Annotated in this window: 18 protein-coding genes; 6 read left to right on the top strand and 12 right to left on the bottom strand. The window is 44.1% G+C overall.

Translation table 11 applies throughout. The features are described from left to right. Nucleotides 1-30: 30 nt before the first annotated feature. The 5 genes from istB to BI198_RS11040 form a co-directional block, all read right to left on the bottom strand. Nucleotides 31-804, bottom strand: coding sequence for an IS21-like element helper ATPase IstB (gene istB, locus BI198_RS11060; protein WP_070049612.1), 774 nt, complete (start codon nucleotides 802-804; stop codon nucleotides 31-33). Beyond that, nucleotides 801-1,835, bottom strand: a complete 1,035-nt coding sequence (gene istA / locus BI198_RS11055) for an IS21 family transposase (protein ID WP_070049611.1) — start codon at nucleotides 1,833-1,835, stop codon at nucleotides 801-803. Before istA ends, istB begins: the two co-directional genes overlap by 4 nt. A 62-nt stretch (nucleotides 1,836-1,897) precedes the next feature. Beyond that, entirely contained in the window at nucleotides 1,898-2,518 is a 621-nt protein-coding gene (locus tag BI198_RS11050; RefSeq protein WP_235605313.1) for a tyrosine-type recombinase/integrase, read from the bottom strand. A gap of 139 nt (nucleotides 2,519-2,657) precedes the next feature. Next, on the bottom strand, nucleotides 2,658-3,977 hold the full coding sequence (locus BI198_RS11045) for a hypothetical protein (RefSeq protein ID WP_070049610.1): 1,320 nt from the start codon (nucleotides 3,975-3,977) through the stop codon (nucleotides 2,658-2,660). 2 nt (nucleotides 3,978-3,979) lie between these two features. Beyond that, on the bottom strand, nucleotides 3,980-5,716 hold the full coding sequence (locus BI198_RS11040) for a DUF3987 domain-containing protein (RefSeq protein WP_070049609.1): 1,737 nt from the start codon (nucleotides 5,714-5,716) through the stop codon (nucleotides 3,980-3,982). Nucleotides 5,717-6,259: 543 nt separating this feature from the next. Here BI198_RS11040 and BI198_RS11035 point away from each other — a divergent pair. Continuing rightward, entirely contained in the window at nucleotides 6,260-7,018 is a 759-nt protein-coding gene (locus BI198_RS11035; RefSeq protein WP_070049608.1) for a hypothetical protein, read from the top strand. A gap of 135 nt (nucleotides 7,019-7,153) precedes the next feature. On the opposite strand, the gene BI198_RS11030 is transcribed toward BI198_RS11035, so the two are convergent. Then, nucleotides 7,154-7,672 (bottom strand): SOS response-associated peptidase family protein, encoded by a 519-nt coding sequence (locus BI198_RS11030; RefSeq protein ID WP_201243630.1) that lies wholly within the window; start codon nucleotides 7,670-7,672, stop codon nucleotides 7,154-7,156. A gap of 489 nt (nucleotides 7,673-8,161) precedes the next feature. Between BI198_RS11030 and BI198_RS11025 the strand changes: the two genes are divergently transcribed. Then, a complete protein-coding gene (locus BI198_RS11025) occupies nucleotides 8,162-9,205 on the top strand; it encodes an IS110 family RNA-guided transposase (protein WP_070049607.1) in 1,044 nt (347 codons plus the stop codon). A gap of 485 nt (nucleotides 9,206-9,690) precedes the next feature. On the opposite strand, the gene BI198_RS16425 is transcribed toward BI198_RS11025, so the two are convergent. After that, nucleotides 9,691-9,942, bottom strand: a complete 252-nt coding sequence (locus BI198_RS16425) for a TFIIB-type zinc ribbon-containing protein (protein WP_070049606.1) — start codon at nucleotides 9,940-9,942, stop codon at nucleotides 9,691-9,693. Nucleotides 9,943-10,137: 195 nt separating this feature from the next. Continuing rightward, entirely contained in the window at nucleotides 10,138-10,320 is a 183-nt protein-coding gene (locus tag BI198_RS11015) for a hypothetical protein (RefSeq protein WP_070049605.1), read from the bottom strand. 325 nt (nucleotides 10,321-10,645) lie between these two features. Between BI198_RS11015 and BI198_RS11010 the strand changes: the two genes are divergently transcribed. Then, nucleotides 10,646-11,605, top strand: coding sequence for an integron integrase (locus tag BI198_RS11010; RefSeq protein ID WP_070049604.1), 960 nt, complete (start codon nucleotides 10,646-10,648; stop codon nucleotides 11,603-11,605). Nucleotides 11,606-11,714: 109 nt separating this feature from the next. On the opposite strand, the gene umuC is transcribed toward BI198_RS11010, so the two are convergent. The 3 genes from umuC to BI198_RS10995 form a co-directional block, all read right to left on the bottom strand. Then, a complete protein-coding gene (umuC, locus tag BI198_RS11005; protein ID WP_070049603.1) occupies nucleotides 11,715-12,992 on the bottom strand; it encodes a translesion error-prone DNA polymerase V subunit UmuC in 1,278 nt (425 codons plus the stop codon). Beyond that, entirely contained in the window at nucleotides 12,989-13,420 is a 432-nt protein-coding gene (gene umuD / locus BI198_RS11000; protein ID WP_070049602.1) for a translesion error-prone DNA polymerase V autoproteolytic subunit, read from the bottom strand. Before umuD ends, umuC begins: the two co-directional genes overlap by 4 nt. Nucleotides 13,421-13,512: 92 nt before the next feature. Further along, on the bottom strand, nucleotides 13,513-13,758 hold the full coding sequence (locus BI198_RS10995) for a hypothetical protein (protein WP_070049601.1): 246 nt from the start codon (nucleotides 13,756-13,758) through the stop codon (nucleotides 13,513-13,515). A gap of 117 nt (nucleotides 13,759-13,875) precedes the next feature. On the opposite strand from BI198_RS10995, the gene BI198_RS10990 reads away from it, so the two are divergent. The 3 genes from BI198_RS10990 to BI198_RS10980 all read left to right on the top strand — a co-directional run bounded on the left by BI198_RS10990 (nucleotide 13,876) and on the right by BI198_RS10980 (nucleotide 16,123). Beyond that, nucleotides 13,876-14,580, top strand: a complete 705-nt coding sequence (locus BI198_RS10990) for an AHH domain-containing protein (RefSeq protein ID WP_070049600.1) — start codon at nucleotides 13,876-13,878, stop codon at nucleotides 14,578-14,580. 20 nt (nucleotides 14,581-14,600) lie between these two features. Continuing rightward, nucleotides 14,601-15,173: an imm11 family protein gene (locus BI198_RS10985; RefSeq protein WP_070049599.1), complete on the top strand. Its 573-nt coding sequence runs from the start codon at nucleotides 14,601-14,603 to the stop codon at nucleotides 15,171-15,173. Nucleotides 15,174-15,712: 539 nt separating this feature from the next. After that, on the top strand, nucleotides 15,713-16,123 hold the full coding sequence (locus BI198_RS10980; RefSeq protein ID WP_008985542.1) for a DUF3703 domain-containing protein: 411 nt from the start codon (nucleotides 15,713-15,715) through the stop codon (nucleotides 16,121-16,123). A gap of 65 nt (nucleotides 16,124-16,188) precedes the next feature. On the opposite strand, the gene BI198_RS10975 is transcribed toward BI198_RS10980, so the two are convergent. Further along, nucleotides 16,189-19,311, bottom strand: a complete 3,123-nt coding sequence (locus tag BI198_RS10975) for an efflux RND transporter permease subunit (RefSeq protein WP_070049598.1) — start codon at nucleotides 19,309-19,311, stop codon at nucleotides 16,189-16,191. Nucleotides 19,312-19,318: the final 7 nt, after the last annotated feature.

Raw genomic sequence — 19,318 nt, 5'->3', positions numbered from 1 at the left:
GATCCACCCCAACAATTTAAAAGTGATCCACTACTCCTTGGGTTTATCCATTAATCCGGCTTGTTTCTTTTCCTTAATTCGGTAACTATCTCCTTTAATTTGTAAGATATGAGAATGGTGTAAAACCCTGTCTAACATGGCAGAGGTTAATGCTGTGTCATTTGCAAATACTTGCCCCCACTGACCAAAGGGTAAGTTACTGGTTAATATCACTGAGCCTTTTTCATAGCGTTTTGCTATCACATCAAACAGCAATTTAGCTTCATGTGCATTGAACGGCAGATAACCGATTTCATCGATAATAAGCAATCTTGGCGCAATGACTGAGCGCTGCATAACCTGTTTATAGTTTTCTTGCCGCTGTGCTGTGGCGAGTTGCAGGATTAAATCTGATGCACTGATAAAGCGCGTTTTGATACCGGCCTGTACGGCTTTGTAACCCAAGGCAATGGCGATATGCGTTTTGCCAACCCCTGATGGCCCCAGCATGACAACGTTCTCTTGCCGTTCAATAAAGGAGAGCGAGGCTAATTCTGTTACCTGCTTTTTAGGTACGCCGGTGGCGAAGCTAAAATCAAAGCCCTCTAATGTTTTGTTTCCAGGAAAACCGGCCATTCGAGTAAACATATGTTGTTTACGTTGGTGACGTGAGCGCTTTTCACATAATAGTGCTTGCTCTAAAAAGCTCAGGTAATCCCATTCTTCTTTAGCTGCTTGCTGGGCTAAATCACAGGCATTAGTATCAATGCCGGCGAGTTGTAACTCTGCGCTAAGCGCACTAATTCGCGATAATTGTAGGTTCATATGGCCTCCATCAGCTGGTCATAAACACTAAGGTCATGATGAAGTGGTTGCTGATTGAATACCTTTAGTGATGGCAAGGGTACGCTCGTATCCAGTGACGCAACAAGGGGTAATATTATCGGCGGTAATCCTTGTAATACCTTGCGCTCTTCAATGAGTCGCTCAGCTGGTTTTTGTTTAGTGGTGTCATGAATACGCTGATGCGCCACCGTTTCAAGCCATATCAAAACCTCTTCATTCGCACTCTGCACATCTAATGTTTGCCCTAATGCCATTAACTTTGTATTGAGGGGCCTAAAGAAGTTATCACGGACATAACGCACCATTCGCTCAACTTTGCCTTTGGTTTGTGGTCGGTAGGTGTGGCACAGTTTGGGAATAAACCCCATGCTTTTAGCAAACTGATAAAATGCCTGATTAAGCTTGTGCTGGCCTTCACCATAGGCATTGCGCTCAACGACAACCGTTTTCATATTGTCGTACCATACTTCGCGGGGAATGCCTTGAAAGTAGTCAAATGTCAGGCGATGGCAATGCTCAAGTGTGTCGTAGCGCATGTTATCGGTGAAGATCACCATCATCGCACGACTAAAGCCTAAGACAGCGATAAACGCATGAATGGGCTGTTTGCCACCACGCATTTGCCCCCAATCAACCTGCATTTGTTTACCCGCTTCGGTTTCAAACCGCACAACCGGCTCTGGCATAGGTTTACCGCGATATTGATATAAATATTGTCTCAATAAAGACAAACTACCGGTATAACCGAGTTCTTTGACTTCACGGAATAATACTTCACCAGAAAGGTGTACCGGTTTAGCTTGCTTAATGCGTGAGTGCAAGAATGATGTATAGGGTTCAAGCTTTGAGCGGCCTTTAGCACGTGCTGTATAAACGGGCGTATCTAATGCTGCTCGAAGGTAGCGCTTAACCGTGTTACGCGATATGCCAAGTTGTTTAGCAATAGCACGTTGGGACAGGCCTTGTTGGTGTAAAATCTGAATTTTCATGAGCTCTTCTTTTGTGATCAAGGTGCCTCCGAAAAAGCACCATAGTGAAAACAAGTGGATCAGATTTCAATTGTTATAGTGGATCAGTTTTGCATTGTTGGTAACAGCTTGGAGCGCAGTACTAACCACCGCTGCAGATAGTTCAGGCACCAATCGGGCAAGAACACGGTGCGGGACTTATTGCCTTTACCGTGACGTACTAAAAGAGTCTGTTTGTTGATATCCACATCTTTAAGCTGAAGCGCCACCAGCTCGCTACGCCTAAGTCCTGTACCCAGCAGTACGGCGAATAGCGCAACATTGCGAATACCGGTAGGGGTAATAGAGCGTTCAAGCAGCGCAAAGAGCGCCTGAACCTGCTGTTTGGTCAGCGCTGTACCGGGATATTCGGCATGCTTTAGCTTACTTAAGCTACTGAGCTGGTTAAGCTGTTCGCTATCGGCAAGCTTCATCATAACCGCGACTTTGACGATACTGCGAATAGCCACCTGTGCCCGGTTAATTGAACGAGCTGACCAGCCAGCATGCTGAAGCAAAGCGCGTATCTGCAGCATGTCCTGATAGTTGATGCAATGAAACCGGCAGACATCATCTTCCGGCCAGTCCATGATTTTAGCGATACTGCGAAGCTGTGACGCAATAGACGTTTTGCTATTAGCCGATAGCCTGCTCAGGTAAAGCGAATACGGCGAAGCTGTACTCATAGAGCACCTCGTTAGATAGTGATAATCAGATTGAAATAGAGTGAGAAAGGGAGCGCAAAAAAGAGCGCTACACTATGGTAGCGCTGGTCTGGTTGGAATGTCGAGTGGTATTTTTGACACGGCTATTTGGTGTGCTCGCTTAGTTTTTGCTGAAGTGGATCATGCACTCATAAAGCTCAGTAAGTGTGCGGTTTTGCTGTGCTTTAAACCAATCGTGGTCGATGTGAAGCTTATATTTCTCAAGCATTTTCAGCATGATATTTATCTGATCCATACGATACCGTTGTTTTTTCTGGGCAGAATCACGTTTTAGTGGCCGAGGTTTATTGGGCACTGTTATGAGTTTTGACTGTTTCGCTAGAGTGTTTATAACCCCATCTTCAAGAAATGTTTGTTTATCCTCGTCAAACTCCCGATAAAGTAATGGGCTGAAAAACTTTTTGCCGCGAAACATATACGTAATCGTGTTTAAATCCTTAAGCTTAATCTTGCGGCCGTTATTACCCTGCGGTTTATAACACCATTCATAGCGAGACAGAACAAAAGGGTTACCTTCAGGACTTAAAAGTACTGTGATATGTTTCTGTTTTTTCACCAACTGCTTCAGAACTTTGTCGTAAACTAAAATGTGAGTCTTATCAAGGCCACCAATGTATTGCGTTGCGGCATTTATGTCGCCGTAATCAATGTGGGCGTGGTTTGTGTATGTTTTGTAATTACATACATTCGCCTGTCCGACGATTAACATCGGCACTGGGATGCCAACCGTATCTATGGCCAAATCAACCCGAGTAATAACCGCTTTCTGTAGTGTTTTTAGTAGGCAATCGAATAGTTTTAAATCGCTTAACGCCTCAAATATCTTTTCTAAGGTTTCTGGTTCAAACCTTGCCGGGTTGAACGAAAAACGCAATGGCTTAAGCGATAAGTCATTATCCTTAGTTTTTAGGCCGAAAGAAAAATAGATTGGCTCCGAGAGTCCGCGTTCAGTTCGATAACGGATACCTACCGTTTTTTTGTAGTAGTTCCTAATCATGTTCTCTTCGGCATATTCCTTACTACACTTTTTCCGAGGTCGAATATTTAAACGGTCGGTGATGAGCTTGGTTTCAAGGGTCTTAGTTAACCTTTTTAACTCCGCCTTTGAAGAACGTGCTGTGAAACTTAAGGAATCAACGATTGGAATATGTAGCCACTGTGCCGGATTAGCGAGTTGGCTAGCGACCAAGTTATGATAGTGAAACAGTGATTTATTCGTCGCGCTCACTGTAAAAGGCTTTTCCTTACATACACTGGCTAGCGACTTAAGATCTGACGGTAACATCGGATTGCCTATTGACTGTTGTGCCAGAAACTCTTTAGGTACACGGCGGTCCATTAAGCGCCGGAAGGCGCTTAATTCAGTAATAAATCCACTGTAGTCGTTAACGGCGATGAAACGTGGTTGAAATGTTCCCATGATTAAACCTCCACTAATTCGCTTACGACTGCCCATTTGCGAGTAGGACGACCGCCCTTGTTGCTCGATGACGAATTACTTACGATACGAACCAACGCATATTCGCGCAGCACTAACAGTAGTGATTCGACAAACTTAGGGTCTTTAAAACCAGACCATTCATTCTTAGCGATCTGGCTAGCCGTAAAGACTTCAGTAGCAAAACGTGATTCGGTGATGCGATTCAGTAACTCGAGCGCCTGTTGCTCTTCGATATTGCTATGTACACCAAAAGCGACGGCAAAATGTGATTCAGTGACTTCAGCGTATTTTGATGCTAAATCAATATCCTGCTGCATAACTTTGCCTTTGGTAAGCTTCTCAAGGTCAAATTCATAACGGGCAAACGCATTCACCAGCGCTATGGATGCAACAAAGGATGGCCGTTTCCCCAAAAGGCTTTTAATCTTCTGAACAGTATTGTCGCTCGCGATGCGTTGTTCGTATACGTCGTTAATTGAATCAAGTTTTTCTTCTGCTTTTGCGGACAGCTTAATAGTGGTCAACTCTGAGGGAATTTGAGTAACCAAGTTGCCGATCAATTGGTTCCAGCCTGAAAGTCCAGAATTTATAACCGTGTTTTGAATTTCCTTTGACTTAATAGCCTTCTGGTCAGGCAATGCCACCAACGTGAAGCGCATAATAAAGCCGTCATTTACAGCATGCTTGAATGCGTTTAACGTTTCTGTTGGGGTGGCGCCAATGATCGAAACCTTTTTATTACGAGTCTCATAAACGCGGTTGGCATTCACGTAATTCTCAGGTGACATACCATCCATTAAACCGATTAATAGCTCTTTGGTTTTGTTCCCTGCCGAGAGAGTTTCTTTTAGCAGATTGCCTAATTCATCTTGAACGACTAATAGTGGCATTTCAGAGTCATCAACTACAGTAGCCAGACCCATTGCTGTGCAATTGCTGACGACTAGATGTTTATGCTTGTCATACTCCGAGATAGGATCAGCGAGACGAATTAATTCCTTAGCTTCATTTTCCAGTTTTTCTGAGGCAATTGGGTTTTCTTCGCGTAAATCTAAAGCTTCCTGCAACTTTTTATCTGCTTTCTTCAAGTAGTAGCTTTTTTTACGATTCTGAAGCTTTATGTCTACAGCGCTTGGCCTGTGCATTGTTGCCATCCTCTCTAGGAACTCATAGACAGGCTTTAAGATACTGTTAAGCACTGGTGACTTTTTAATACTTGGGGGGCCAATTAGGATGCCGGATTGGTTAGGGGAGACAATGTAATTTGGGTTGCCGGAATCCGGTTGTATGGTAAAGAAGCGAGATAGTAAGTTGCTAAGCAACATATAAACGCATACAGCAGAATAACTGGTATATGAATTAGAAAGAGCTGCAAGAGCCATAACTAGGTTATATAACTGCGGCGGAAAGCAATCTGGCGTTGGATTTTTAGGGCTCGGATTAGCCGTACTTTCGAGTTGTTTCTTGCGCATCTGTACTTCTTTAACCTCGTCTACCTCCTTAGGTAAATGCTTCGGTAAGTTAATAGATAAAAAGCCTTTATTGGGACGTTGCAATTGCTTATCGGTTGAACTGCTTAACGATTTATTTTTATTGCCTGGCCTTTTAGCAAGTTGCTTTTTTACAACCTCTATAGAAAGTGGAAGGACGTCATTTGCGGCTTTGGACACAGGCTTAGTGGCTTTGTTTGATTTCTGGTTACGGTTATTAGATGTCATGTCGTTCTCCTATATGTTGTCGACAAGGGGTATTTAATACTGATAGGAGTGAATTACATAGCCACAAGTACATCAGAGGGAGTGTGTGTAACTAACTGATTTTAATGTTAAAAATTGAGTTGTTTCTTTGTGGGATTAATCTGAAGTAGGTACTTATGGTGAGGGCAGCATTTTTAAAGGGTGTTACGCTGTTCCTTTAATAGGTAGGAAAGCAGTTAGTGTCACTATTTTAAAAGTAAAAATTTTTACACTGAAATAATCAATAAAAACAATATCTTATAGTAATAAATTTTTAAGATCAACACGGCCTAACTTATCTGGTTTTTCCTTCGTTAATTATCCTATTGAAATTAAACAGATATTTATGCTTTTTGGCACTGGTTTTTGCATTGGAATAACATAAAGGAAATGCAGATTTTTGAAAAAAGTAGAAAATAACCAGAAAAAATTTGATAAGGTTTTAAAAAATACACCTGCAATACGGTCAAAACCTGAAAACATGCTTTGAATCAGATTGGCAATTCTCGCCGAGGTAGCGTTGAAGTGAAGAAAAAATCTAGAGTTGGCACTTTTGATGACCCTATTTGGGTTCTTCCGGATAGCTGCGAAAGGCCGAGCTTGTGGCTTTATCTTAAAAAAGGATTTTTCGCAAAAAAGACTCAGGATTCTGAGGATAAAGACAATGATGAAGAGCCTAGTAATACTAGCGAACCTATAGGGCGTCGTGCAAAGAAAAAAGCAGAGGTCAAAAATCGGGGAGCTAACCTAAACCACTGGGCTAGTGCTGACAGAGACTACTACATTAAAAACGTTCTACATAACCAGCAACTAACGCTAGCAGAGACTAAGATAGCACTTTATCTGTATGACCTAATGGCGGCTGAATTTGTTGATCCTGAGTTTCGCGGTTTGGTATGTATAGTTAGAGCCACTAGTACAGGTATTGATTTAGAGCGGCGATATGGCGATATCGACGGCATTTATATTATGGATAAGTACCATGGTAAAGAGACCTACCAGTACTTTGATGAAAAATATTCCAATCTTTATGATGTTTGCCAAAGCCTGATACCGAATGCGAGCACTAAGGTGATCTCTGAAGCACTAGCAAACCTTCATAACTTCGGATACCTAACTGTGACTGATATTATTGAGGAAAACCAGCGTTCGTATAGGTTGAAAAGTGGCGAAAACTATATCGAAGATGAAAATAAGCCAAGCAGAAGGCCTAGATTAAAACATGTAAGATTATGCAGATGGATGATCCATACGAAGATTTGGGATAAATTTATCTGGAGTTAATACTTAGTATTTCACTGTCAAAACTTACATTAATTAATAATGCTTCTCATTACCATTGTACTATTACATGATATTTTGATAGGTACTTAATGATGGTTTTGATAGTTTTGACAGTGCTTACAAAGCTTTAGAGCATCATAAGTCTTTCGGAATGAAGATTGTCTCGTTTATGGCTTTAAAACTGCTAGGTTTATCTATCTGCTGGGCTATCAGGCCATAAGGTATATGTGGCTGCAGCAATGGCTCAAACTCGTTTGGGTCAGTAATGCTTTCATCGAGCCAGCGGTTTACCAAATTCATGTCTGGCGGCAGTAATAGTGGTGATGCCTTGCTATGAATGTGTATCAGTTTGGGGTGGGGCGGTAGTGTTATTACAGAGCAAGATAATGCTGTTTCACCGGTATCTTTGTTAACCCATTCCCGGCACAGACCACCGAGTAATATCGCACCATCTTTAGCAACAAGGTCATGATAATGAAGAGGCTTGTTGTTCAGGTACTCAGTTTCACCAAAGCCCTTAGCTGGAATAACACACCGACTATGGCGGTATGCCTGGTAGCCAGCAGAGCCCTTAACATTTAGTTTGTCATAACGGGTGTTAAAAGAGGTGTATTTAGAAGGCTTAAAGCCGGTATCGCATGGTTCAAGTAACAGTCACCAAGTAGCATTGTCCATTCTACGGACGCCATCTTTCTGCCTGACAATACTGACCTGATTTGAAGCCCTGATAAACCTGCTAAATATTTGGCTCTCAGGGGACAGCTGTATCTGTAGCCCTTCACACAGTTTTCGAACGCCGGGATCGTCAATTACGTTAAGTCTGCCGCACATTGCTTAAACTCAATTTACCGTTCAGATAGTAGTATGAGCTATTTGATGAATTTGGTGACGCAAGTGATACTTCTGCTGTGTGCCAATTGCAGACATTCCAACTTTAAGGCTGTAAAGTCCGCTTTTAGGTGTTAGCAGAACGCCCGGCTCACCGCGCAAATTTTTGATGGCGGCTTTTGTGCGTGTTTTTGCACAAAAGGTGACAGCAGAAATTTGTCCGGTGCAGCCGTTTGATAATCATTGAGCCTTCTCCCTCAGCTTTGCCAGATTGGCTAAGCTGAAAGGCGACGAAACCCAAAAGGAGAAGACCCAATGAAATTTTATACTACACAACATCCGTACTATTGTGGAATTGATTTGCATGCTCGCTCTTTATACGTTTGCATTCTGGATGCTGCCGGTGAAACCATCTTACACCGTGAAATCAAAGCATTGCCAGAACCATTACTAGATATCTTAGCACCTTATATCGGTAATGTTGTCGTTGGCGTTGAGTGCATGCACTGCTGGTACTGGGTAAGCGACTTATGTGCTGAACATGGTATCGATTTTATTCTTGGTCATGCTTTGTATATGAAGGCCATTCATGGCGGCAAAGCAAAAAATGATCGCATAGATTCCTATAAAATTGCTCACCTTATTCGCGGTGGCAATTTCCCGCAGGCCTATGTGTATCCGCCAGAAATGCGCTCTGCCCGTGATTTATTGCGCCGCCGCACTCGTATTGTTCGCCATGGCGCCGACTTAAAAGCACATGTAAAAAACACCACTAGCCAGTACAATTTACCCCCTAACAACCTAAATTTACGCTACCCTAACGCCCGCGAAGCTATGCGAGATCGCTTTGATGATCAGTTCGTACAGCGCAATGTTGATCTGGACTTAAACATCATTGCTTTTTACAACCAAGAACTTAGTTCTATTGAATGCTTTATTGAAAAACATGCTAAGCATCATAACGGCAACGATTACCATATCCTGACCAGTTTTCCCGGTATTGGCCGCATTCTGGCACTGACTATCCTGTACGAAGTTGGCCATATTGAACGCTTTAATACCGTTCAAGACTTTGCTTCATATAGTCGGTTGATTAAGTGTAAAGCAGAATCTGCGGGTAAAAGCTATGGCACTCAGGGTAATAAAATTGGCAATGCGCATTTGAAGTGGGCCTTCGGTGAGATTGCTGTGCTTTATCTGCGCGGTAACGACAAAGCCAAATCTTACTTACTCAAGCTACAAAAGCGCATGAGCAAAGCCAAAGCACTCTCCGCGCTCGCGCATAAAATTGGCCGTTGTGTTTACTACATGCTAAAAAATCAGAAGGTGTTCAATGAAGAACGTTTCTTAACGTGTTAAGTCGCGGGACAAGGTGAGCTGAACGTCTAACTGGAACACCATGGCTGATGCTCAAATGAAGGCTGGTAGCCAATAGCAACATGCTGAACCACCGGCCTTCTGGCACACTGCCGTAGCCAGCGCGCTTGATTAGACACCTTGTCGCCGCGCATTACCATCAGCAAGATGGTTTGCACCTGTACTGAGCCTGAAACTAACTGGCTTTAAGCCCGTCGCCTTGAATAGTGCCAGCAACAGGTTAACCGATGAATGTCTGGTGCCCCTGCTGTCAGCAAGGATGCTGAAATCAGCAGGCACTCACTGAGAGTGAGATAAGAGAGCCCCTATATGTGTTTGTTGCAGGCTATCGCCTGGCAACCATGATGACAGATGAAGCAGAGTATCTTGCTGATGGACAACAAACTGGCCGCTAGCGCGGCCAGAAGAGCGGCTTTACCTATTGACTCCGAGAAGGCTCATATGTGTTAGGTTTTACTGTGCTCATGCTAGAAATCAAAAAGCTCACCCAACAGACCACCCTTCTTTTTCTTATGGTAGCCATGACTGCTAGAGTGTCTGGATGTCTCGCGATAGTCTCCCCTAGACTGAGGTTGTGGCGTAGATACACTGCGCTCAATAATTTTGTCTAGCTCCCCGCGATCCAACCAAACACCTCGACACTTTGAACAATAATCTATTTCTATACCTTGACGATCGGCCATCACTAGATTCTCATCAACACATATAGGACATTTCATTTTTTTCTCCTCAGGTATATTTGTATTTTTTCAAACTCACTTGATGGTTGTACACATTCGCAATCGAAAACCTAACGCCTTGCTAAGCGGATAAAAATGGTTGGCTATAATCGCGAAGCGATGGCCAACTGTTATTTTTCCGTTTAAGCAACTTGTTATGCGTATTGCACAACACTACGGTTGTTAAGAGTAGGCTTAATTAGATAGAGGACAGTTTTGATTGCCATAGATAACTTTTACTTCGCCATCACCATACTTGCAAAAAATCTTATCTGCATCCGCGCCAGTACCAGCCCATTGCTCCATTAAAGGAGATGCAAAGCTTGCAGTCGACCAAGAAAGTAGTGATGCCGCGAATAACCATGTTAATTTTTTCATTTGATATCTCCATGTGTCAGATGTTAAAAGCTATGCGGTAGACACATATTACGCATAACAGTTATTATGTAGACCTCTCAGTAACATCCGAAAGGCAAAACAAATTTATACCTATGAGTTTACTGAAAATCAATAACTTAAGAAGCTAGTTAAGGACTTAATTTACTTTTAATTTACGACATTACTGAGACTTCTCAGTAATGCCTCCACCCCAAAACGGGGTAATATTATTAATATCAATGCCTTATCTTGATTTAGCATCCTTATCATCAGGTGTTACTGAGAAGTCTCAGTAACACACTCGATAATCAACAAAGGAGCTTACATGACTCGTTCACCTTTCCTTGAAAGCATCAGACAGGTTATGCGAACCAAGCATTACTCAATTCAGACTGAAAAAACCTATTTACTTTGGATAAAACGCTTCATTTTGTTTAACAAAAAACAGCATCCTAAGAACATGGGGGAACAAGAGGTAACTAATTTTTTGACATATTTAGCCGTAAACCGACAAGTTACGGCGTCTACTCAAAACTTGGCGCTTTGCGCTATCGTCTTCATGTATAAACATATACTTCAGAGAGAACTTACTTTACTACCTGATACGATAAAAGCACGCGCACCTAAACGGGTTCCATCCGTCTTATCTCATAACGAAGCAATGAGTATCATCAATCAGCTATCCGGTAGCTATAAACTGATGTTTTCGCTTTTATATGGTTGTGGGCTAAGGAAAGCAGAACTATTAATGCTAAGAGTTAAAGATATCGATTTTGAGTCAAGGAATGTCTATGTATTTCGTGGCAAAGGCGGTAAAGATCGAGTCACGATGTTACCTGAAAAGCTTGCTGAACCCCTTAAATTGCATATTGAAAAGGTTCGTGATCTTCATGAAAAGGATCTTTGCGAAGGTGAGGGTAAAACAAGTCTCCCGCCAGGGCTCGCTCGAAAATACCCTTACGCAATTTCTGATTTTAAGTGGCAATTTATATTCCCATCATCTGTCAGGTGTAAGCATCCAGTGGATGGATATGTTTGCCGCCATCACTTGCATTGGACGTCCCTAACAAAGAAATTAAGGAGCGCTGTTATACGGTCAGGTGTTCAGAAACACGTTACCGCACACACATTCAGGCACTCTTTCGCAACGCAGCTTTTAAAAGCGGGAACAGACATTCGTACAGTTCAAGAGCTGTTAGGGCATACGGATTTGAAGACAACTCAAATATATACACATGTCATCGGTCAACATTCATCAGGGACAATTAGCCCTATAGACCGATAATTTCGTTTTAAATAAACCGGGCTTCATGTCCGGTTTTGCGGTAAAAGCGGTCATTCGCATGCGGATTGTGTTGAGGTGCTGAATCTCTGCTTTTCGCTCAAAGCGGAAATTATCTAGCTATCGGAAGTTCTCGCCAGTTTGTTGTGTAAGCCGGCGAGAGCAGCTCGCGTTTCATACCCCATTCTTGCTTTGTACCCTGGCTGGCGAACCAAAGTGTCTTGCTATGTTTGCTATTAAGGGTATCCATTAGCTGCATCAGTTTTTGGTCAGTTTCTTTTTGTACCATGGGTTCATCAAACAGGCCAGGTTGACACACGCCGGGATCATAGAAGTCGGCCAGCATTACTCCTGCTTTGGCATAGCGGTAACCGTTTAGCCATAGACCATCAAGCAGCTGCATTGCATGTATAAGAAAGATTCGTGTATCGCTACTTGGTCTATCAAGTTCAACACTTTTGCTGGCACTATAAGGAGCATCTTTGTCACTAAACGGGCTGGTACGTAAGAATACCGTTAAGTGTTTTGCGGTTTGCTGCTCTTGGCGCAGCTTCTTGCAAGCACGGCTGATGTATTCGCTTATTGCCTCACGCATTTGTTGTTTATCAGTGATGCGTTCACCAAAGGCGCGGCTGCTGACAATCTGTTTTTTAGTCGGTGCCATCTCTTCCAGTGCAATACAGCTTTCGCCGTTAAGTTCTCGTACAGTGCGCTCAACCACTACAGAAAATTGCTGACGAATATACTCTGGGTCAGCGTCGGCAAGTTGCAGTGCAGTATTAATACCAAGTTGCTGTAACCGCTTAGTCAGCTTGCCGCCGATACCCCAAACCTCATTTACCGGCAACAAGGCCAATAACTTGCGCTGGCGCACTTTGTCAGTTAAATCCACCACACCACCGGTTTTGGGCCAGGTTTTGGCAGCATGGTTAGCCAGTTTAGCCAATGTTTTGGTTGGCGCTATACCCACACAAACGGTAATCCCTGTGTACTTTTGTACGACTTTTCGTACCTGCATGCCAAAGTCTGTAAGGCTCTGGCTAAAATCAACGCCGGTTAAATCCAGAAAAGATTCGTCGATAGAATACACTTCCACCCGAGGAGCCAGACTTTCAAGGGTGTTCATAACGCGCTGTGACATATCGGCATACAGCGCATAATTGGAAGAGAATGCCACTACACCATGTTTCTGGATTAACTCACGAATCTGAAATACCGGAACACCCATTTTAATGCCGAGTTTCTTCGCTTCTTTAGACCGGGCGACCACACAGCCATCATTGTTAGATAACACAACGACCGGCTTGTCTGTTAGGTCAGGTCGGAATAACTTTTCGCAGCTGGCGTAAAAGTTATTGCAGTCTACCAGTGCAAATACCGGTGTTATCATTTGCGTTTCATTTGCCTAATAACGTTGGTCACTACGCCAAAGATGTTCAGCTCTTCACCGTTACGTGGTCGTATCGGTTTGTAAGCCGGATTGCGCGGTAACAACATAAGCGATGGCCGGGTACATAGCTCTTTAACCGTAAACTCGTTGCCTACTGCTGCTACCACGATATCACCATGTTCGGCATCTACGGAGCGGTCTACTACCAATACATCACCATCATAAATACCTGTCTCTATCATCGAATCACCCTCAACCCGAACAAAAAACGTAGCATTAGGGTGGCGAATACACAGCTCATTCAAGTCTAGCGTTCGCTCAACATAATCTTGTGCCGGTGAGGGAAAGCCCGCCTTGACCGGATCGCTATAGAAGGGAATTTGTTGTTTCGGCCAGAAATCGGCATTACCAATAAATACTGCTGACATACCCACCTCATATATGTATATATATACAGTATATCAGGCAAGCCAGAATTGGCAATTCTGATACCGGTGACTGTAATTCGCGCTCAGTTCGGTTATTGCATTGCCGTTCGACTTCTATCTATCAGAGTGCCTAAGCAGGTTAATGCCTCTGTATAGCAGCTATAGGTTTCACCTACCTGATACCACTGGTTACACAAATAGCCGGGTAGTAATAGCAGTATTGACTGTTCATCGCTGGCCGGTTTGATTTTTGCCAGAGACGGCAAATCATGACCAACACCATTCCATTGCTGTAGAAGTTGCACTGCCTGTTGTTCAGTAACACGCTGATTATCCATAACCAAATCCTAAAAGTGAATTATTGGTTAAAAATAGATTTACAAATGATTGATGTCAAATGGCTCAGATAATAGAATGCGGTCAACTGTTGAGAGAAATAGGGAGTAAACTTCAGGATGAAACCGACTACTGCACATAACTTTCCTGCTATGCCAATGCCGCAACGCCCGTTGAACCCAAGCCCACTCGAAATGGTTATCTATAACTATGAGGTTAAGGCCCGAGCGTTTCATCTTGAGCGAAATAAAGCTGCACCCAAAAACGAGTGTCCACAAGCCAAACTACAGCGAATTGCTAAGTGTGAGCGTGACCAAAAGCATTTACGGATGGAGCGGCGAAAGATCGCCGCCCATGTCAGATTGCAAACACAGCTGACCGATTACCGTGCAGCTAATAAGTTAAAATCCACTACTGAATTGCAGACTGAGGAACACCACCCAACAAAGCGTCTTGTAAGAAATTTGCGAGCCGTTGGCGAAGTGAAGCCGACATCATTTCATGAAGCCCACCATATTATTCCAGGCAAAGGCCGATATTTGAAAGTGGATATGTTGACTTGTCGGCTTAATTTGCATCAGTACGGCATTGGTATTAACGATCCTGTAAACGGTGTGTGGTTGAGAAACTTTACCCGAAATACCCCTGATGATTGGGCTACTCCTGAAGCCCCTGCTCACCGCAAGCTGCATACCTATCAGTATGAAGAGTGGATTAGTGATTTGCTGTCTAATGACAATCTGCCTGAAGCACTTTATTTAAATCGGCTTCATGCTGTTAAAGTGCAGCTTAAAACTGGCACGCATCCGGTTAAAATCCTTTAAGAAAAAAGAAGTAGTTAATTATGAGCACGAAAGTTTATCGCTTAAAACGAGAGATTAATTCGTACGAAGTGCCGGATTTGGATCTGATACAAGTGGCCAAGTTGATTGGTGATACAGATTTAAAGTTGGTTCGCCGGTTTTCCAGATTGCACGAGAGCATTAAAGAACGCTGGGTGCAGCCAGAATGTCCTTTAAGCGAACCGTTTCAAAATGGAACACCGCTACCTGACGTATCGTTTTGGGGGGGCTTCTTACTGCTGAACAGTAAAGCGAAAGAGTGCCTGATGCCGTTAATTGCGAAAGACGGTGAGTTATTGCCGCTGATAATTGATGGTGTTTACTATGACTTTTTCAACTGTCTGTCTGCAGGAAAAGAGCAGGCAGAGTTATGCTTAAAAAAATACCTGGACGGGTTTGAGTGCGGATTAGAAACACTTGTCTTTGATGAAGATAGCCTGCAGGACTTAAACATTTTTAAGTCTGAGCTTGAGGGCTATAAAGCATTATTCGTATCTGAAGCATTTAAACAATGCTGTGAAAATCACCATCTCACAGGCGTAAGATTTGATGAAGATTTATTAAACATTTTTTAAATGAAGTCGGACTTCCTCTGATAAGAACTCTGATAACCTAAACAAAAGAACTTTAAGCAGGAAGTTCAGCTAGGCTGATCGCAAGGTAGTAGAGCAATTTTAGTCCCCAGCATTCCTCGCTGGGGATTTTTCTTTTTACCAGTGATGATTTTCAAAACACACCTGAAACAGGCCTCGGAGAATACGCCGCTATTCGCTTGAACTCACATTACTAAGCATCAGCGTTCTATACGCTCATGCAGCTTATCTGTGTTGCATAATTGTAAATTTTAGCTAAGGTAGTGACAGCTGTATCAGAATTCACTATGTTAGTGACAAGGTATACACTTTGTTGCTGATCTAGTTAAAAATCTGCACTTTAATGCACATTAAAGTGCAGAATAGAATCTATGTCTTATCATTATCTAATGTATGTAGTCTCTAAAGAGTACACTTAAGTTAAGCTTTAATTTAATAATCAGTGATATGCTTCGCGTCTCTTATTTAGCGATCGAGGATAGCTCTTTTCTTTCGCAGACTCATTATCTTAGTGATAGTAAATGAATAAAAAAATTAAACATGAGTACCAAATCAGTATGCGCTCAGCCATGGAGGCTGAACAAGTCAATGATTTAGACAATGCGTTTAAGTCTCTTGAAAGAGCGCATATTTTAGGGCAGAGATATTTTATACCGCACATAGCGACGCACTGGCAGATGTTACGAATTGGGCTTAAACGCAATGATAATCGCGAGGTTATTGGTCAGATCGTCCGTTTGATAGCAACGGTTCCGGGTTTTATATTTGGTTGGGTTCCAAGGGGAAATCCTGGAGGCGCGAATATCTCTGCTTTAAAGCCAGTGCCCTTGCCAGCTGACTTGCAACCCTTGCTAGCTGACAGCCCCATTTGGCGGGACGTCTTAATACGCCTGACTATTTACGCGGTTATCGTTTTAATCGTATTAGCATAAACACCCATACTATTGCCAAAACGTTCTTCGCTGCAGCCCAATGCTGCAGCGAAGCAGGTTAATGATTATTCCGTTTGCTGTTTGCGGTTATCGTTTTTGTGCACCCAATGATATAACACGGGCAATACCAACAATGTCAGCAAGGTTGACGAAATAATACCGCCAATCACCACTGTCGCCAGCGGGCGCTGCACTTCAGCACCGGTGCCAATATTAATCGCCATCGGCACAAAACCGAGGCTCGCGACCAAAGCGGTCATTAGCACAGGGCGCAACCGGGTAAGCGCGCCTTCCGTTATCGCAAGCAGCAAGTCACCTTTTTCACGCCAGAGATCGCGAATAAAGCTCAGCATGACCAGGCCGTTCAGCACCGCCACACCTGATAAGGCGATAAAGCCAATGCCGGCAGAGATTGATAAAGGCATACCGCGCAAATACAAGGCCAGCACGCCACCGGTAAGCGCCAACGGCACACCGCTGAAGATAATCAACGCATCTTTTAATGACGCAAAAGCCATCACCAGAATACCTAAAATCAGCAGCAACGTAACAGGCACCACGATGCTAAGGCGCTGACTGGCTGACTCCAGCTGCTCAAAAGTACCGCCATAATCCAGCCAGTAACCGGCTGGTAATGCAACGTCGCGGTTGATTTGGGCCTTTACCTCTTCTACAAAACTGCCAAGGTCTCGCCCGCGCACATTCGCGGTTACCACTACCCGGCGTTTGCCGTTTTCACGACTAATTTGCGCCGGCGCAGGCGACAAATCTAAGGTAGCCACTTCTTGTAACGGCACAAAGTCCCCATTTGGCAATGGCACCGGCAACACTGCCAGTTTGTCCAGATCGCGACGCAGGGTTTCCGGCAGGCGCACTATCAGCTCAAAGCGTCTGTCACCTTCATACAGAATACCGGCCGACGTACCACCAATTGCTGCTGATACCCAGTCCTGTAGTTCAACCACGTTTAAGCCGTAACGGGCAAGCGCGGTTCGGTTGGGGATCACCGACAAGGTTGGCAAGCCAGTGACTTGTTCGACTTTAATATCCGCAGCACCTTGCACCTTGTTGACTGCTTGCAGAATTTGATTAGCGCTTGTAACCAGCTGATCTAAATCATCACCAAATACCTTAATACCCAGATCTGCCCGTACACCGGAAATCAGTTCATTAAAACGCATCTGAATAGGTTGGGTAAATTCATAGTTATTGCCAGGCAATGTCGCCAAAGCAGCTTCCATTTCAGTGACCAATTGGGCTTTGGTTTTATCCGGATTGGGCCATTCACTGCGCGGCTTTAATATCACAAAGTTGTCAGCCACATTGGGTGGCATCGGATCGGTCGCCACTTCTGCCGTACCAATTCTGGCAAACACTTTATCAACCTCAGCAAAGGTTTTGATCTTCTGCTCCAGAATTTCCTGCATTGCAACGGCTTGTTCTAAGCCGGTGCCCGGAATACGCATGGCATGTAAAGCGATATCGCCCTCATCAAGCTGAGGCACAAACTCTGCCCCCAACGTGGTCGCCAACCACAGACACACACCAACCAGAGCACTGGCCAAACCAATCACCAGCCAGCGAAATTTGAGTGCCAGCGCTAATAGCGGTGCGTACAGGGTTTTAGCGCCTCTTATGACCGCACTTTCTTTTTCACTGATTTTACCATTTAAGAACACCGCCACAGCGGCAGGCACAATGGTCACCGACAACACCATAGCGGATAACAGGGCCATCACCACAGTCGCTGCCATAGGATGAAACATTTTACCTTCGACACCGGTCAGTGAAAAAATAGGGATATACACTATGGTAATGATGGCCACACCGAACAAACTAGGCCGGATAACCTCTGCTGTTGCCAGATACACTGTATTTAAGCGCTCTTTTAGCGGTTGGATACTGCCGTTGTGTTGTGCCTGCGCCAAGCGTCGAACCGCATTTTCGACAATAATCACCGTACCATCAACAATTAAGCCAAAATCCAGCGCACCCAGGCTCATCAGGTTGGCAGAAACGCCGGCTTGTACCATGCCGGTAATGGTCATCAGCATTGATAGCGGGATCACCGCCGCAGTGATTAACGCCGCCCGCAGGTTGCCCAGCAGGATAAACAACACTACGATCACCAGTAATGCGCCTTCCAGCAGGTTTTTACTGACGGTTGCAATGGCTTTATCCACTAAGGTGGTGCGATCATATACTGCTTCAGCAATAACACCCTCTGGCAGAGAACTTTTGATCTGCTCCAGCTTTTGCGCGACATCGCGTGCCACTGTGCGTGAGTTTTCACCAATTAACATCATGGCTGTACCCAGCACCGCTTCTTTACCATCCTGGGTTGCCGCACCGGTTCGCAGCTCTTTGCCAATGGCAACATCGGCAACGTCACTCAGCTTTACCGGTATGGTGTCGTATTGCGTAATAATGACATTAGCAATGTCATCCAGAGAGGTTAACTGACCGGGCGAGCGTACCAGCAGTTGCATGCCCTCACGTTCAATATAACCGGCACCCCGGTTGTCATTGTTGGCTTGCAGGGCCAGTTCAACATCCTTAATACTCAGGCCATAATTAAGCAGTTTCAGTGGGTCGGGTAACACATGGTATTGCTTGTTGTAGCCACCAATGCTGTTTACTTCCACCACACCTTTAACTTGTGCCAGCTGAGGTTTTATTATCCAGTCCTGGATTTCCCGCAGTGCCATGGCATCGTAAGGTGAACCATTTTGTTGCAGTGCACCCGGTTTGGCCTGCACGGTATACATAAAGATTTCACCAAGCCCGGTTGAAATAGGGCCCATTTCAGGCTCTATGCCCTCAGGCAACATATCCTTGATAGCGCCCAACCGGGTGTTGATTAAATTGCGGGCAAAGTAGATGTCCGTGCCTTCTTCAAACACCACCGTTACCTGTGACAAGCCATAGCGTGACAATGAGCGGGTATAACTTAAATTGGGTAAGCCATACAGGGCAGTTTCTACCGGATAGGTAATACGCTGCTCTGCTTCAAGTGGCGAATAACCTGGCGCCGCCGTGTTTATTTGCACCTGAACGTTAGTAATATCCGGCACTGCATCAATCGGTAACTGTTGGTAGCTCCAGCTACCAATGGCAATAATCAACAGTGTCAGCGTTAAAAATAGATACCGCCTCGCAATAGCCAGGCGCAACATGGATTCAATCATAGTGCCC

Origin of the sequence: Rheinheimera salexigens, assembly GCF_001752395.1 — a bacterium.
GTDB classification, from domain to species: domain Bacteria; phylum Pseudomonadota; class Gammaproteobacteria; order Enterobacterales; family Alteromonadaceae; genus Alishewanella; species Alishewanella salexigens.
This window is presented reverse-complemented; position numbering and strand designations above follow the sequence as displayed.